Source organism: Spirosoma flavum, assembly GCF_042686045.1.
Lineage (GTDB): Bacteria > Bacteroidota > Bacteroidia > Cytophagales > Spirosomataceae > Spirosoma > Spirosoma flavum.
The window spans coordinates 1,075,667-1,091,587 of the sequence record NZ_JBHUOM010000001.1 but is presented as its reverse complement, the minus strand read 5'-3'; the positions used below and the strand labels follow the sequence as shown (position 1 = coordinate 1,091,587).

Below are 15,921 nucleotides of genomic sequence, written 5' to 3'. Positions count from 1 at the left end.
TATTTAGTTATTTTATAAATATTAATAAATCAGTCAACTCGATAAATATATGATCACTTTACAGCAAAAATTTGCAAGTAAAATCTCGTCTGAAAATCCGCAAAAATTTATTTCGATTTATCTAGTCAACCTTATTGTGTTGGTAGTATTTTTTTGTTTCTCTCTATTACTTAGACACACAGCGTCAGTTTTGAGAAACGAACGCCATATGTAAGCGAATTAGACGCTATTTTGCACCGAAAAAGAACTTCATTCCAGCATATCCTTTGAAAACGTTCCTCACCCTTCTGCTGCTGATTCCAGCTCTGGCTGTCGCTCAAACGGTTCCGCCTGCCAATCCGTATCCGTTTACGCCCTCGCAGGATTCAGCCTATGTGCGTGAAAATTATCAAAAATCTGAATTTATGGTGCCCATGCGGGATGGCACGAAGCTATTCACGCAGGTATATGCGCCTAAAGATCAGTCGGTGAAGCATCCAATGCTCATCCAGCGCACGCCATATAGTTGCGCTCCTTATGGAACAGATCGCTTTCGTCGGCGTGTTGGGCCAAATGCGTTTATGTTACGCGATAGCTACATCGTTGTCTATCAAGACGTTCGTGGGCGTTGGGCCTCGGAAGGGACGTTTGTAGAAATGACTCCGCATGTGGATATCAAAAAAGGGACCGCTGATCACGACGAAGCATCTGATACCTACGACACAATTGACTGGCTATTAAAAAACTTACCCGCTAATAATGGCAACGTGGGTCAATGGGGCATCAGCTATCCCGGTTTCTTCACGTCGGCAGGGTCAGTATCGGGGCACCCGGCCTTGAAAGCGTCTTCGCCACAAGCGCCAATGGCCGACCTCTGGCGCGATGATGCGTTTCATAATGGGGCATTTATGATTGCGGCCAACTTTGGATTCTACGCATTTTTTCAGGAGCACAAACAACCGACCAAGCAAAATCCACCGTCGCTGTTTGATATCAATGACCCCGATGGTTATCATTACTACCTGAATATGGGGCCGACAGCAAATTCGGAGAGTCAATATTATAAGGGTCGGAATAAATATTACCACGAGAATTTCGAGCATCCCGATTATGACGAGCACTGGAAAAAACGCAACATTCTGCCCCACCTCAAAGGCATCAAACATGCCGTAATGGTCGTTGGTGGCTGGTATGATGAGCAGGATTTATTCGGAACGTTCAATACGTATAAAGCCATCGAAAAACAGAATCCTGGTATCCAGAACATATTTGTGGTAGGTCCCTGGGTACATGGTGGCTGGGCGGGTCCGTCGGGCCAAACGCTGGCCGACCAGGATTTCGGCTCCAAAACATCACCGTATTATCAGGAAAATATCGAAGCCAAATTTTTCAAGCATTACCTTTTCAATGAAACAACCCCGGTAGCTCTGCCCGAAGCAACGTTATTTGAAACGGGCACGAACCGCTGGCGTAGCTTTGATACGTATCCGCCAAAGGGAATGGTGCAAAAACAGTTGTATTTAGGGGGCAGTGGCAAGCTCAGTTTCACCCCATCGGCAACGGGAGCCGCCTTCTCCGAATTCCTATCTGACCCCGCCCATCCGGTTCCATTTTCCAGCAAGATTAACGACGGTTTCTCGGCTGATTATATGGTCGAAGATCAACGGTTTGCGTCGGTGCGTCCTGATGTGCTGACGTTCCAAACCGATACGCTTACGGATGATCTGACATTGGCCGGACCAATTCTGGCGCAACTTACGGTATCGACCACGGGCACCGATGCCGATTGGATGGTGAAAGTGATTGACGTATATCCGCCCAATGCGCCACAAAACCCGCTGAAGAAAGATGTAGTTTACGGCGATTATCAACAACTGATTCGCAGTGAGATCATTCGCGGACGCTATCGCAACAACATCAGTAAACCCGAACCCTTTAAGCCTAACCAGCCAACCCAGGTTTCGGTAGAGCTACAGGATGTGCTGCATACATTCAAAAAAGGCCACCGGTTGATGGTGCAGGTGCAAAGTTCATGCTTTCCCTGGGCAGACCGAAATCCACAAACGTTTGTGCCAATTTTCAGCGCCAAAGAAGCTGATTTTCAGAAGGCAACCCACCGCGTTTATCATGGCAAGCCGGGTGTCAGTTTTCTAAAAGTTGGTGTACTGGCACCCTAACCCACTTATATTCAAACGAATGAAAAAATCAATAGCAATTATCTTGCTACTGCTCGCCAGCGTCCCCGTATATGCTCAATCGCCCAAACCTATTCCGGTTCGGGTAGTCATTATCACCATGTTTGAGATTGGAGCTGACACGGGCGACCGGCCAGGCGAGTTCCAATATTGGGTCGAACGGTTGCCGTTGGCACAAACAATTCCGTTCCCCCAGGGCTACCGCAATCTCCGTTATAATCCAGAAAAGCAGGTGCTGGGTATTTGCACAGGTATGGGAACGGCTCGTTCGGCGGCCTCCATTATGGCATTGGGTATGGACCCCCGATTTGATTTGTCGCACGCGTATTGGCTCGTGGCGGGTATTGCGGGCATCGATCCACAGGATGGTAGTGCCGGTTCGGCAGCCTGGGCCGAATGGCTGGTCGATGGTGATCTGGCTCACGAAATTGACTCGCGCGAAATCCCCAAGGATTGGTCAACGGGTTATTTACCATTACGCCGAACAAAACCTTATGAAGAACCTGCCCAGGATAATGATTTTACCGTTTCCATTCATTTGAATTCGGGTCTGGTAAACTGGGCGTATGCATTGACGAAAGACATCCGGCTGGATGATACTGAAACGCTTCGAAAGATGCGGGCTGGTTACAGTGATTACCCAAAAGCACAGGAACCTCCTCGTGTGATGATGGGCGACCATTTAGCTGCGATGACCTTCTGGCATGGCAAATACCTCAACGATTGGGCCAACCAATGGGTCAAATACTGGACACAGGGAAAAGGTAATTTTGTGACATCGGCCATGGAGGATACCGGAACCGGTCAGTCGTTGCAATGGCTGAGTGCCGCAGGGAAAGCCAACGTTAACCGGTATTTGGTCTTACGAACCGCCAGCAATTATACCATGCAACCCTCTGGCGTTACAGCCGCAGAAAACCTAACCAATGGTGGAAAAGCCATAGGCGAACGCTATACAGCTTATATTCCGGCGTTAGAAGCGGCTTATAAAACGGGCATAGTAGTTGTGGATCAATTGATTAACAACTGGAAAGTCTATAAGAACAAAACACCGGCCGACAAGTGAACAATAATTTTTATCAGCGCTTGTTTTATCCTGAAATCACCGATTCAACGCTAATCTATGCGTAATCTACTTGCATTTTTACTGTTCCTTCTTCTCCGGAATTTTGCGCAAGCGCAATCTTCACCGACGCCTAAACTTACCGTTACGCCCCTCAACGATCAGGTTTCCGTCCATACGACCTATGGTATGTATGGCAAAATGCCCTTTCCATCTAATGGGTTGATTATTAAAACCAAAGACGGCATTGTCCTGATTGACACAGGTTGGGACAGCGATACTAACACCGATAATACCAGACAATTACTCCAATGGGTTTCCGATAATCTGCACCAGCCTGTTCGGCTTTGCATCGTCACACACGCCCACGAAGATAAAATGGGCGGGATTAGTGAGCTCCGAAAAGCAGGCGTCCGGGTCATTAGTACGCCGTTGACTGCCCGGAAATCGGTTAAGCTCGGCTTCGAATCGCCCGAAGGAATTTTATCAAATGATACGACCTTTTCAATCGGTCAAGAGCCCATTCGCTGCTTCTTTCCCGGCCAGGGGCATACCAGCGACAACATCGTAGTATGGCTACCCAATCAGCAAATATTGTATGGTGGCTGTCTGATAAAAAGTGTAGCCGCCTTCGGAATGGGTAACCTCGCCGATGCCAACCTGGCTGAGTGGGCGGTTACTATTCGGAACGTGATGAGCCAGTTTGGTACTGCCCGAATTGTCGTACCCGGCCATCAGGATTGGGGCGACACAAAATCGCTGGAACACACTTTAACGTTGCTGGAAAAGCACAAAGCAGCCCAAAAGTGAATTGTCTCGCCATGACCTCACAGACTGAGTCTACAGGGCTTATAAAACAAAAAAACATACCTGTTCATAAGTATTATAAAAATCTGCCGGTCCGCCGGTGCGAGTCCATATGGCCAAACTTCTTTTAATGGACCACGATGGGGCGATTGATGATTTGCTGTCTCAGTTGCTCGTCTTGACAATGCCCGATGTAGACTTGATCGGAATCACCGTTACGCCCGCCGATTGTTATATTGAACCTGCCCTCGAATCTACATATAAGCTGCTCCAGTTAGTAGGTAAAGAAACCATCCCACTGGGGCGAGGTGACTACTACGGCGTCAACGCTTTCCCGAACGAATGGCGGGCGCGCCCTGAGATCATTAATGCCTTGCCACTGCTGATAAATCTTCCGCAAGCACCTGACCCATATACGTATCAGAGCGCAGCCGATTTGATCGTTGACAAGCTATCCTCTGCCAGCGATAAAGTAACGATTTTGCTAACCGGACCATGTTCAAATCTTGTTCTGGCTTTAGAGAAAGCACCGGAATTAAAAGATAAAATAGCCGAAGTTGTTTGGATGGCCGGGGCCTTTAGAGTTCACGGAAACGTTCAAACGTTTCAACACGATGGCACTGCCGAATGGAATGTATTCTGGGACCCGATAAGCGCACAGAAGCTGGTTTCGTTTGAGCTGCCGTTAACATTAATTCCGTTGGATGTGACCAATCATGCTCCAGTTACGAAGGTATTCCTGTCAACATTAGCGACGCAAATTGACTATAAACTATCCAATCTTGCAGGCCAGTTGTGGGCGTTGACAATTGACACAATTCCAAGCTACCATTACACGTATTTTATGTGGGACATCCTGGCTACTAGCTATTTAGCCATGCCCGATCAGTTCACAACCGAAATCGTAAAAGCGAACGTCAGCACCCGCCCGCCCAACGCCGGACAAACGTATCTGGATGAAGCAGGCTATACGCTAAAAATAGCAACCAACGTCAATACGGCCTATTTTTATGATTACCTCCTGGCACAGTTTAAGCAATAACTCAAAGTTTACTTTCCCACAGTCTATGTCCCCACGGACTGAACACACGAAAGCAATGAACAGAAAAAACGGCCTGTGAGGACACAGGCCGTGGGAAAAAACATTATCAACTCACTTAAATTAGTTTTTTCAACTTCAGCGTTAGGGCGGTCTGCTTATAGTTTCCCTGCATAGTCAAGGTACTGTCGTTCAGCAGTTGGTAATTCAGGCGAAGCGAATCACTCGGCGCTCCGTTTTCTTTTGGAAAGCCAACACTGACAATTTTGGCCGTTTCATCTATTTTATAGGTACCATGTAAATCCTGTTTCTGAAACTTGTCAGGGTTATACTTGAACAAACAACCGTATCGCCATTCGAAATAAATCTTCGACCAGGCGGAGTCCTGACTAGCTATTGGGGAGACCAATTTATCGTTTCTGGTCATCGCTTCTACTTGCCACACGCCATTGATTTTTGTTTTCGGCTGAAATGATTCCTTCAACGAACTGATCCGCCAAAATGCCACACCAATCACCAAAACCCGAAGGATGTTCAATAAGATGCTCTTCCTGTTAAAGCTAATTTTTTCCTGATAGGACAGAAAAACGGCCTTCAGTTTGTCGTAATCCAAGGCCAACAGGAAAAACAACAGGAACGTATACTGCAACGCATTGTAATAGGCCAACGGAGAAATTTCATAGAAATGGTCAATTAAATCAATATTGACCATCACTGGCAACAAGACGAAAACCCCGATCAGCCGGGTATATCGAAATAAGAGAAGAATGCAACCAACGATTTGTGTCCAGCCCAGAATATAAGCCATCGTTTGCGAGTAGCCGTAATAAGTCCACGTTAGCCAGAACCCGCTAAGATCTTTAATGGGCGTTTCCAAGACATAATTAGGGGGTTGAAATTGGGTTTTCAAAATTTTGGCCGCGCCATAACCCGTAATGGAATAGGCTACATAAAAGGCAACAATGATCTGAAGCGGTTTATGTAACTGATCGCCTTTCCCGCTGCGTTGCCAACCATAGGCCAGCAGGAAACTTACGACCAGCATAGCCGCCAGAAGTGGCAACGATTTAGCCCAATCATTAACCACTTTGAATTGCCACATTGACACGTCTTCCAAGGATTGGGTTAGACCAAAAATGACAACGATCAGGCAAAGAACTTCAAAAAACTTAAGCCAGAAACTACGGGTAGTAAACATAGAGCTACGGATAAGTTTCGGTACCGAAAAGGTCGTCATGGATAGAGTAGTAGCTATTCACAGACGACCTTTTCGATACAGAAATTGTCAAATACAGACTAAACTAATGTAGGTTTCCTAATCAATCAAAGGCGTTTTAGTCTTCACCACCGGTTTTCGTTGCCGGTTGAGTCGTCGTTTCAGCCGTGGCCGGGCTAGCTGGCGTGTCTAAATGATTCCAGTTAATGAGCACGTTCCAGAGTAAGGGCGCATCATGATGATTCAGGTAGCGGTGCAGCGGATCGAAAGTGAATGCAATTAGGCGGCCTGAACCCACCGGAACGTTGAAAATGCCGCCATGCCCAATAATCGTCTGCTCATTGCGAACCATACCCGAAAGCACATACGGGTCTTCCTTTTTCGGTGTTGACGCCTTCTCTTTCGCAGGTTTCTTGTCAGGCATTCCCATAATCGCCCCTTTATATTCTTCTTCGTCTTTAAGCAATTTGGTGCCGTATTGCATCAGCATCATGTCGCGATTAAATTTCTTTGTTTGAAGAAGAGGTGAATTTCCTCGGAAAATTGAAAACGTCTCCGGGAAACCATACATGATTGGGCTCTCGGGTTTCCGGTTTTTCACTTGTACCACCGAACCCGGATGGAACAGCGTTGGCGCACTGACGGCTTCCAGATCGAGGGTAATACCCGTTTCGGCAATCATCTTCGATGAGTTATCCAACGTAACGAGCACGCCACCCGCTTCCACAAATTTTTTCAGGTTTTCAACCCCGGCAAAGCCCGGTCCGCCAGTAATGTCATTAGTAGCATCGGGGAATCCGTGTGATGGAAATTCAGCGGTTTTAGTATACGGTAACGGGCCAAATTTTGAATCTATTTCGTGGATAAATGTAGTTGCCGAACCGTATATCCGGGGAATGAGTATCACGTCGAATCTCTTTCGAAGTTCGCCCGCTTTCAGATGGTCTTTGTTGATGGATGTGTAGGGAATACCACGCTGCTCGAATGTGTAACGTGCCCAACCTTCATCTTGGGTATAGAGCCAGCTATGATAAATAGCCACGCGCGGCAAACTGACTTCGTGCTGGCGCAACGGCACGCCAGCGCCCGTCAAATCACCCTTTGTGGCCTGCAAATCGAGACCAAACTGCGTCGCTAGTTTTTTGGATTGATCGGTGGTTAAACCCTTGAATACCACGGCACCGGCTGCCAACGTGTCTTTACTCCCGGAAATGGTAGTTTTCGTATCCAGTACAATAGCTTTGGCCTGTTTCCCTTGTGTTTTCATCCAGAGAAGTGCGGGCAGTACGTTGTTCTGGCCTTTATAATTCAGTACGTAATCGGTGCCTTCACCATTGATATTGCCAGCATATTTCACATCGTCTCTAATCATTTTCAGATCGCTGGTTACGTAGTTGATGCTGTCTTCGGCTTTCACATCAACGCCATATAGATAACCCAATGTCCAGGCAATATCATCGTATGGTGGAAATTTAGCTTCTTTGGGATAGTTCTGCTTGGTCAGCAGCGATACCGCCAGATTGCGATACGGCTGGTTTAGCAACACCACATAATCGCCCTGATTTTTACCAGATTCAGCTTTATGAACCTCAATAGCCTGCGCCCGAAGCTGATTAACGAGGTAAACCGCCATCGCCGGGTCACGCTGGTTTTTCGGAATAACAAAAGCGCGTGGTGTTTCTTCGGTGCCTTTTCGGATATTATTTAGCCCTTTCTGGTAAAAATTCTTTAGCAGCATCCTACTATTCGTCGCTCCATACGTCAGCGATGCCAGCACGCCAGCCTCCATGTAGTTGATATTGTTCCGGTATGACCAATACACTTTTTCAGTAGCCGGATCAGGCCGGTACCACTCTTTCGCTGTAACGGGATCACCCGCATATTTATCTTCCGACAAATCGCGTAGATACGTATTAGCCCCTGAATTGCCGAATGTCTCATAAAAACGTCCAACCGCATTGTGATTATTAGAGATCCAAAGCGCATAACCAGGATACCAGCCATCGTAAAATGCCCATGTAAACACACCTGGCAACCCCTGCGCAGCCAACGATGCCATATCATGATTGGCCATAGTCTGCCATTCGCCAATGGTTATCGGGTCGATGGTTTCGTTATAAGGACCTGTTCCGGTTGAGATGTATAATAGCGGTACGGACTCGTGCAAATCGAGGCTGGCGGTAGGGTGCCACTCGTAAAATATTTTATACATGGCTTTGGTCAGCGACTGCGATATCTGCAAACCATCCCGGTTGTTGTCATGAAAAACGTATTTTCCCCAATACGGTGGCGAGTCCGGGAAACCATCATCATACACTTTCCGGGCCTTGAAATAACGGTAGTACCAATCGACCTGCTTATCCCAGCCGTCGGGCTCCGACACTGGGTTAATAATGACAATGATGTTGTCGCGAATGGTTTTTATCTCTGGTGTCTGACTGGTAACCAGCCGATAGGCCAGTTCCATCAGCATCTCCGGCGAACCCATTTCCGGCGAATGCAGACCGCCGTTCAAGTAATACACCAATTTGGTATCGCCCAGAATTTTCTCAATATCCTGCGTACCAACTTTACGCGGATCGGCCAGCAGGGCGAGTTGTTTTTTGTAGTGATCGAGCCGTTTCATAGATTCCTCGCTGCCAATAGCAACCAACTGAATCGGGCGACCTTCTTCGGTCGTGCTCACTTGCTGGATCGTGATGTTTGGCGACGATTCCATCAATTTCTTATAGTATGCGTAAATCTCGGGCGTACGGTGAATAATGCCCGGCGTCCCGATAATCTGTCCGAAATGGGTACGTGGTGAAGGCACTTTCGGATCATTAGGAAGGTTCAACACCGAAGCGGGCAAGAATCGTTTATCAGTCGTATACTCCTTGATTTTCTCGTTATACGTCTCGTCAATGTTCGGCGCTCCGGTTGACTGCGCTCGAAGTGATATACTGCCGAGCATTAGCCCGGCAAGAAGTACGCTAAGTCGTTTACTAATAAACGTTTGCATAAGAAGAGTTTTGATTAAAAAGAGGTATTGGTTAAGAATTAATTGTTGATGGCGGGAGCCACCGATGCAGACGTTCCCGCCATCAAACAGTGTGGTGTCAGTTTTAGGAAACTGACACCACACTGTTACTGCTTCGGTTTCAGCAGTTTCCGCTTGAAATAGTCAGCGGTAGCGGCTCCCATTTTCAGGGCGTTGGTGTGTTTCATCCAATGGTGCGTATCATCGACAATAACGAGGGTTTCCATTGGAATGCCTTTTGCGTCAAGGCGTCGAACCAAGTCGGTACTCTGGTTGAACCGTACATTGCGGTCGTCGTCCCCATGAATAATAAGTACGGGCGATGTCCAGCTACTTACCGACGAAACCGGCGACGATTCCCATACGACTTTAGCAGCTTTTTCAGCATCGGGAATCTTTTCAAATCGGTCGGTCTGGGTAATACCATATCGCTGCTGACTCCAATCATGGACACCGTGAATATCGACGCCAGCCGCAAAGAGTTTCGAGTCACGAGCCAAAGCTAGCGCGGTGAGGTAACCACCGTAGGAGCCACCATAAATTCCAATTCTGGCCGCATCGACCTGCGGCTGCTCCGTTAACCATACAGCCGCTGCACGAACATCCTGATATTCTGACGCACCGGCTGCACCACCATTGGCGGGCTGGTGGAAATCATAGCCGTAGCCAATGCCTAACCGATAATTCACCGATAATACCACAAAACCCTGACTAGCCAGATATTGGTTAAGCGCGTATGAATTGGCGTAATAATCCGAATAATTCCAGCCCAGCAACATTTGACGGGGAGGCCCGCCATGCACGTAGATGAGTGCCGGGCTGCGTTCAGCGGATTTCTTCGAAGATCCACCTGCTGGCTCAAAAAGCTGACCATGTATGGTCATGCCATCCGGCGATTTAAAAGTAACTTGTTTGGGGGTAACTAACTGGTTTTGAGGGAAACTGGCGGGCACTAAATTCTGAGCGAGAAGTTTTGGCGTGCCTTTTGTAAACGCCATTACAGTGGGCAGCGGAGGCCGTTGGGCCGTGGCACTAATCATCGCAACAGTCATTCCATCGCCCGTTACGACCGGCGTCCATTCGAGACCGGTACCGGGTGTAAGCACTTCCATTTCGGCCTTATCGACGGGTACCCGTACCACATGCCGACGGTCGATATCTAACTTATCAGGACCCGTATTTCCACTGAACAAAAGCCATTTTCGATCATGACTCAGCGAGATGTGCTCAGCCATAAATGGAGCAGGGGTCAGTAACAACGGCGTTCCACCAGACGATGCAATAGAATACAAATGAGGCCAGCCATCCTGATACGACATGAAGACAATTCGCTCGTTGGCGGCCCAGTTTAAATTAAAACCTCCATGCGTATTCGGTACTGAACCAGCCAGCGTTTTAGGTGCCTGCCAGATTTGTGACGCTGTACCCGACGCAGCATCGGCAGTCCAGATGGACCAGGGGCGATGTTTGCGCGTCAGCAAAGAGTCAGGTGCGCCACCGGAACCGGGTGTACGAACAAACACAAGTCGTTTTCCATCGGGCGACCAGCGCGGTGAATCGTCCTGCGAGAAAGAGGGAGCAATCCAGATAATTGGCGTTGTTTCATTGGTGAAAACACCGACAAAGGCGTGGTCTTTCCGATCACAAACAAAGGCCATTTTCGACCCATCGGGCGACCATTTAATGGAGCTATTTGTGCCGCGTGCGTTAAACAGGGCTTTAGCAGCCGATGAACCATCAGCCGGTGAAATCCAAACCTGACCGCCTTTAATAAACGCAATCCGGTCGCTTTTTGGGGAAATAACGGGTATATCACCCTCGGCGATTGCTTTCGCTTCACCACCCGTGAAGGGAATACTCCAAACCTGTACTTTGGGCGACACGGGCGATGAGGTTGTGTTGACGGGTAATTCATCATCCCAGTTGGCACCGTGATCGCCACCACGCACGAAAACCACCCATTTCCCGTCATCGGAAATCGACAGACTGGTAATTTCCTGCCCGTCGTCTTCTGTGTACTTTGTGAGTTTGCGAGGTGTAAAGTCCGGGCCTTCGGCTACGTACACATTACGTTTACCCTGTTCGTCGAATGCCCACGCAATACGCGACCCCTGCGCCGAACTGGTCAACTCCGTTGGAAACGGGTAGCTTTTCACCGATTCCAGTGAGAATGTCTGGGCAAGTAAAGGAATCGTTTGGGCAATGAAGAGGCCCATTGCCAGGCAGAAGAAGGTAAACTTTTTCATGGACTGAAGAAGGAAGAATAATATGCTTGAATGAGCCGATTGGCAAATAGACTCAAACTAAGCATATTATTTCCTATTTCAGTTAATTGAAGAAATAAAATTCTACAAATCAGCCCTATTCTACCATAAGTCTACTCTTACGCTGAACCTTTTATCCTAAAAACAGCGCCCTCCAATGTTTCATTTACACGGATTTGGCAAGCCAATCGGCTATCAGATTCGGCATCGGGTAAGGTGTCCAGCATATCTAATTCAGTGTCCTGCGCTGACGGCAATGACTCGAATCCAGCCAGAACTTGCACATGACAGGTTGCGCAGAGGGCCATTCCTCCGCAAGTCGCCAGAATGTTGTAGTCGGACGCTTTCAGCACTTCCATAAGGCTTAGCGTAATTCCTTCCGGTATTTCTATCGGCTCCCGCTCACCGTTGCGATCTTCTATGGTAAACTGAATCATATCAGAAAGTGGGAATACCGTTGACGGTCGTGTATTTAAAGCTCAATTTCTGGTCGGGATATACGTACCGGAACGCACTCTGACACATGAGCGCGGCTTCGTGAAAGCCACATAAAATCAGTTTCAGCTTACCCGGATAGGTGTTTATATCGCCAATGGCGTAAATCCGTTCGATATTGGTCGAGTAATCTGTCGTGTTGACGTGGATAGCCGATTTATCGATGGTAAGTCCCCACTCGGCGATGGGTCCCAGTTTGGGCGTCAAACCAAAAAGTGGAATCAGATGATCGGCAGCGAGCGTCGTCACTGTTTTATCTTTCGCGGTAATATTGACTTCCTGCAAATGTCCGTTCCCATTGATACTGGTGATGGTCGATTGCAGCACAAGATTAACACGACCTTGACTAGCCAAACTGAATACTTTTTCTGCCGAATCGGGTGCACCACGGAACGTATCGCTACGGTGAACCAGTGTAACTTCACTGGCAATATCAGCGAGGAAAACCGTCCAGTCGAGAGCCGAGTCGCCACCACCGGCGAGTACTACTCGACGGTCGCGTAACTGTTCGGGATTCTTCACCATGTAGGCAACACCCTTGCCTTCAAATCGCTCCAGATTTATAATATCGGGCTTACGCGGTTCAAAACACCCAAGTCCACCAGCAATGACCAACACCTGGCAGTGTACAGCCGTGCCTTCGTTCGTTGTGACTATATAGGAACCATCGCTTTGCCTGTCTACCATCTCGACGCGCTCACCCAGCGTAAAACCGGGATTGAACGGGGCAATCTGCTCCATCAGGTTGTCGACCAGAACCTGCGCGTTGATGGCCGGATAACCGGGAATGTCATAAATTGGCTTCTGTGGATATATCTCCGAAAGTTGCCCACCAACCTGCGGCAACGCATCAATCAGGTGGCAGCGCATTTTCAGTAAACCAGCTTCAAAAACGGCGAACAGGCCCACCGGACCGGCGCCAATCAGGCAAATATCTGTTGTTATCATTTGGTTGAAAAGCAACCATGCCACACGTTGACTTGTGGCACGGCTACAGCGTCATAATACACCACAAAGGTAGGGCTGACCTATGGCCGGAGTAAATGATAAATTGGAATGATGGATAAGCAAACGGAATACAAAGAAATACACTCACGCCTGTTGCCAGATTACAGTGTATTCACGAAGCCTGCCCTGCCACGACGGTTCGCTTAGTTACACAAGCAAGGTATCAAACCGGTTGCTGGAAAGTTTTTTAACAATTCACCAAATCCAATATGTTTAATAAAATCATTTATCACCGAATGAACAGTTGTTGAAACCTGACCGTAGGCTAAGAAAATATAGCATCTATAATGCGTTCAAAGAGGGTTAGTCCAGTTTTTTGTTGATCGTCTAAGGAATGAAATAATGATTCATTGATCAACAAAACGGTATGGATAGCATCAATCAACAGCAACCCGAAGAAAATCACAAAGACCTGGCCGGTATTGAAGCTGGGAAGAAAATTAAAGAACTGGTTGGCAAAAGCAACACGTGTTATTTCTGCACGAAGATTACGACCGGAGAACCGCTGAAAACGAGGCCCATGTCGGTGCAGAAGGTTGACGAAGAAGGCAGCTTTTGGTTTTTAAGCGCTGACGACAGCCATAAAAATGCGGAGATACAGACCGATAGCCAGGTTCATCTCTTGTTCCAGGGTTCGGACTATTCCGACTTTCTGAGTGTATATGGGTCGGCCACTATATCTAAAGATAAAGCTCTCATCAAAGAACTTTGGGAGCCTATCTTAAAAACGTGGTTTACCGAAGGTGTTGACGATCCGCGCATTACGGTCATAAAAGTAGACTCGCAGGAAGGTTATTACTGGGACAATAAACACGGTAATGCGGTGGCGTTTGTAAAGATGGCCGCAGGTGCTATTTTGGGTAAAACGCTGGATGATTCTATTGAAGGTAAGTTAGTAGTATAAAGAATCTGTCTGGCGCGAGTCTGTGATTCGCGCCAGACAGATTCTTTATAATGCCAAAACCTGACCGAAAACTAAAATCATATGGAGATAAAGGCTGTAAATCAGTATATTTCTGTAGATAAAACGGCCTGCTGTTATATATATACTTTTTAGCGACCGATCAGCGCAGAAACTTATCAGACCTTAATAACTTACTCGCGCCGAATCGCTTCGACGGGGTCAAGGCGAGCGGCTCGCATGGCAGGATAGGTTCCAAAAATGACCCCTATCAGCATCGCAACCACCAGAATGATGGTAAACGTATTCCAGGTATACGCCATCTGAAAAGGAATATCGGTGAGCGCTTTCACAATTGGGACAAACGCAAGCGTACTTAACAACCCCAGTGCAAGGCCGAGCAAACTGCCAAAGGTTGAAATGGTGATGGATTCAGATAGAAATTGCCATAAAATATCCCGCTTTTTCGCGCCGAGGGCCTTACGAATGCCAATTTCAACCGTCCGCTCCGTTACTGAAATCAACAATACATTCATAACACCAATCCCGCCAACCAGCACCGAAATACCCACAATCATACCCATAATCAGGCGAAATAGAAGAAAGCCTTTCGCTATCTGATTGACACGCTGCTCGTTGGTAATAATTGAAAAATCGGCCAGTTTGGTTTTCATGTTGGCTGTTAACCAGTTCTCAATCTGTTTTTTAAGTTCAGGAACTTCTTCTACGTTCTCGGCTTCAATTATGCCCATAGGCGGATTAGCTTTTAGAGCACTATCTGAAAATAGGGTAACGGGCATCAGCAACTGACCAACCTTAGCATCTTTGTCGGCCGAAACTCCGATCACTGTCAATACGTTACCCTTATACACAATGTGCTGATTGATAGCCGTTTGCTCCGGCTTCTTACCCACTAATTGCTTAGCCAGCCGTTGATTGATAAAGGCAACATTGCCTCTGTTTTTCAGATCAGATTCCGTAAAAGCGGTGCCATACAATAGCTGTATATCTGGATGAAGCGGCAGGCTGGTTCCGGTAACAATCGTGCCGATAGACTGGTGGTTTGCCTTCATCGTGATTTCATCGGTGTGTCGGCTATAGAGATAGCCCGTTGCTGGCTTGGTCAGGGCCGACCGCATTTTCAGGAAGGCATCGTACTCTAAATAGGCATAATCCTGTTTCCGCACGCTCACCTCATTTACTGATTTGTAGAGATTGGGTTGTATCAGAATGGCTTTCAATGAGGTAGTTTTCGTGATTTGCTCACGGGCATATTGCTCCATGCCGTCGATCAGCGAAAGCATAGCCACCAATGCTGCCACCCCAATCACAATACCCAGTATCGACAAAACGGTATGAAAAAAGCGGGTACGAATGTTTTGTAGGGCATTCGCAAACGAAAGTAATATTTTCTTGCCCATGACTGGTTTATTGATGACGAGTACTGGTTAGCGGTAGCGGAGAAGGCACAAGGTAGAACACTTTACCAACTGAATGGAAGGCTTATGTGATAAGCGGATTGGTTACCCACTTACGTTGATTTTTCTGCCCTACGTGCATTTTAGTCATGCCTTAAATGCCATTACTCATCCCGGTTTTGTTTTACAAGGATTGACAATTTTTTAGGGGCTACCTCGCAATAGGCCATTGTCAATGCATCTACGAGCGTCTCTTCAGGGACTTTAAGCAAGTTGATGAGTGTCCAGCCTTGTTTGCCCCACTTGTTCGGAACAGGAAAAATAATGGAGGTATCAAATGACGAAAAAACGTTCTGGTCTATTTCGGATAGTTTAACACAAACCCGATTATGTGGCCCGTTGTAGGTTGCAAAAACCTTTTTCCCTACTTTGAACGAAGGCTTTTCAAAATGAGGTTGTTCACTCGTTTCGGGAAACGATAGGGCTATTTGTCTAATCAGATCCAAGTCAATCATTT

The 15,921-nt window shown here is 47.3% G+C and carries 12 protein-coding genes; 5 read left to right on the top strand and 7 right to left on the bottom strand.

The features are described from left to right. Positions 1-266 precede the first annotated feature (266 nt). From ACFS25_RS04415 to ACFS25_RS04400, 4 genes are all read left to right on the top strand, one after another. Positions 267-2,156 (top strand): CocE/NonD family hydrolase, encoded by a 1,890-nt coding sequence (locus ACFS25_RS04415; protein ID WP_381497194.1) that lies wholly within the window; start codon positions 267-269, stop codon positions 2,154-2,156. A gap of 19 nt (positions 2,157-2,175) precedes the next feature. Continuing rightward, on the top strand, positions 2,176-3,240 hold the full coding sequence (locus ACFS25_RS04410) for a purine nucleoside permease (RefSeq protein ID WP_381497193.1): 1,065 nt from the start codon (positions 2,176-2,178) through the stop codon (positions 3,238-3,240). A gap of 57 nt (positions 3,241-3,297) precedes the next feature. Continuing rightward, positions 3,298-4,047 (top strand): subclass B1 metallo-beta-lactamase, encoded by a 750-nt coding sequence (gene bla, locus ACFS25_RS04405; RefSeq protein ID WP_381497192.1) that lies wholly within the window; start codon positions 3,298-3,300, stop codon positions 4,045-4,047. 109 nt (positions 4,048-4,156) lie between these two features. Further along, positions 4,157-5,086, top strand: coding sequence for a nucleoside hydrolase (locus tag ACFS25_RS04400; RefSeq protein ID WP_381497191.1), 930 nt, complete (start codon positions 4,157-4,159; stop codon positions 5,084-5,086). Positions 5,087-5,201: 115 nt separating this feature from the next. On the opposite strand, the gene ACFS25_RS04395 is transcribed toward ACFS25_RS04400, so the two are convergent. From ACFS25_RS04395 to ACFS25_RS04375, 5 genes are all read right to left on the bottom strand, one after another. Continuing rightward, complete coding sequence (locus ACFS25_RS04395) at positions 5,202-6,281, bottom strand: hypothetical protein (protein ID WP_381497190.1); 1,080 nt, start codon at positions 6,279-6,281, stop codon at positions 5,202-5,204. 136 nt (positions 6,282-6,417) lie between these two features. After that, entirely contained in the window at positions 6,418-9,300 is a 2,883-nt protein-coding gene (locus ACFS25_RS04390; RefSeq protein ID WP_381497189.1) for a M14 family zinc carboxypeptidase, read from the bottom strand. A 125-nt stretch (positions 9,301-9,425) separates the two neighbouring features. Next, complete coding sequence (locus ACFS25_RS04385) at positions 9,426-11,564, bottom strand: S9 family peptidase (protein WP_381497188.1); 2,139 nt, start codon at positions 11,562-11,564, stop codon at positions 9,426-9,428. A gap of 137 nt (positions 11,565-11,701) precedes the next feature. Next, positions 11,702-12,019, bottom strand: a complete 318-nt coding sequence (locus tag ACFS25_RS04380) for a 2Fe-2S iron-sulfur cluster-binding protein (RefSeq protein ID WP_381497187.1) — start codon at positions 12,017-12,019, stop codon at positions 11,702-11,704. Between the two features lies 1 nt (position 12,020). Continuing rightward, a complete protein-coding gene (locus ACFS25_RS04375; RefSeq protein WP_381497186.1) occupies positions 12,021-13,025 on the bottom strand; it encodes an NAD(P)/FAD-dependent oxidoreductase in 1,005 nt (334 codons plus the stop codon). Positions 13,026-13,452: 427 nt separating this feature from the next. Here ACFS25_RS04375 and ACFS25_RS04370 point away from each other — a divergent pair, with 427 nt between their 5' ends. Beyond that, positions 13,453-13,989: a pyridoxamine 5'-phosphate oxidase family protein gene (locus ACFS25_RS04370; RefSeq protein ID WP_381497185.1), complete on the top strand. Its 537-nt coding sequence runs from the start codon at positions 13,453-13,455 to the stop codon at positions 13,987-13,989. Between the two features lie 191 nt (positions 13,990-14,180). Here ACFS25_RS04370 and ACFS25_RS04365 read toward each other — a convergent pair whose 3' ends face one another. After that, the gene (locus ACFS25_RS04365) at positions 14,181-15,407 is read right to left on the bottom strand and encodes an ABC transporter permease (protein ID WP_381497184.1); all 1,227 of its coding nucleotides are present in this window, start codon (positions 15,405-15,407) and stop codon (positions 14,181-14,183) included. 161 nt (positions 15,408-15,568) lie between these two features. Then, positions 15,569-15,919, bottom strand: coding sequence for an MmcQ/YjbR family DNA-binding protein (locus ACFS25_RS04360; protein WP_381497183.1), 351 nt, complete (start codon positions 15,917-15,919; stop codon positions 15,569-15,571). Positions 15,920-15,921: the final 2 nt, after the last annotated feature.

Excerpts from the sequence above, each read along its gene's own strand:
- ACFS25_RS04390 (WP_381497189.1), bottom strand. The coding sequence starts at position 9,300 with ATGCAAACGTTTATTAGTAAACGACTTAGCGTACTTCTTGCCGGGCTA.
- ACFS25_RS04370 (WP_381497185.1), top strand. The coding sequence starts at position 13,453 with ATGGATAGCATCAATCAACAGCAACCCGAAGAAAATCACAAAGACCTG.
- ACFS25_RS04380 (WP_381497187.1), bottom strand. The coding sequence starts at position 12,019 with ATGATTCAGTTTACCATAGAAGATCGCAACGGTGAGCGGGAGCCGATA.
- ACFS25_RS04365 (WP_381497184.1), bottom strand. The coding sequence starts at position 15,407 with ATGGGCAAGAAAATATTACTTTCGTTTGCGAATGCCCTACAAAACATT.
- ACFS25_RS04385 (WP_381497188.1), bottom strand. The coding sequence starts at position 11,564 with ATGAAAAAGTTTACCTTCTTCTGCCTGGCAATGGGCCTCTTCATTGCC.
- ACFS25_RS04395 (WP_381497190.1), bottom strand. The coding sequence starts at position 6,281 with ATGTTTACTACCCGTAGTTTCTGGCTTAAGTTTTTTGAAGTTCTTTGC.
- bla (WP_381497192.1), top strand. The coding sequence starts at position 3,298 with ATGCGTAATCTACTTGCATTTTTACTGTTCCTTCTTCTCCGGAATTTT.
- ACFS25_RS04375 (WP_381497186.1), bottom strand. The coding sequence starts at position 13,025 with ATGATAACAACAGATATTTGCCTGATTGGCGCCGGTCCGGTGGGCCTG.
- ACFS25_RS04400 (WP_381497191.1), top strand. The coding sequence starts at position 4,157 with ATGGCCAAACTTCTTTTAATGGACCACGATGGGGCGATTGATGATTTG.
- ACFS25_RS04360 (WP_381497183.1), bottom strand. The coding sequence starts at position 15,919 with ATGATTGACTTGGATCTGATTAGACAAATAGCCCTATCGTTTCCCGAA.
- ACFS25_RS04410 (WP_381497193.1), top strand. The coding sequence starts at position 2,176 with ATGAAAAAATCAATAGCAATTATCTTGCTACTGCTCGCCAGCGTCCCC.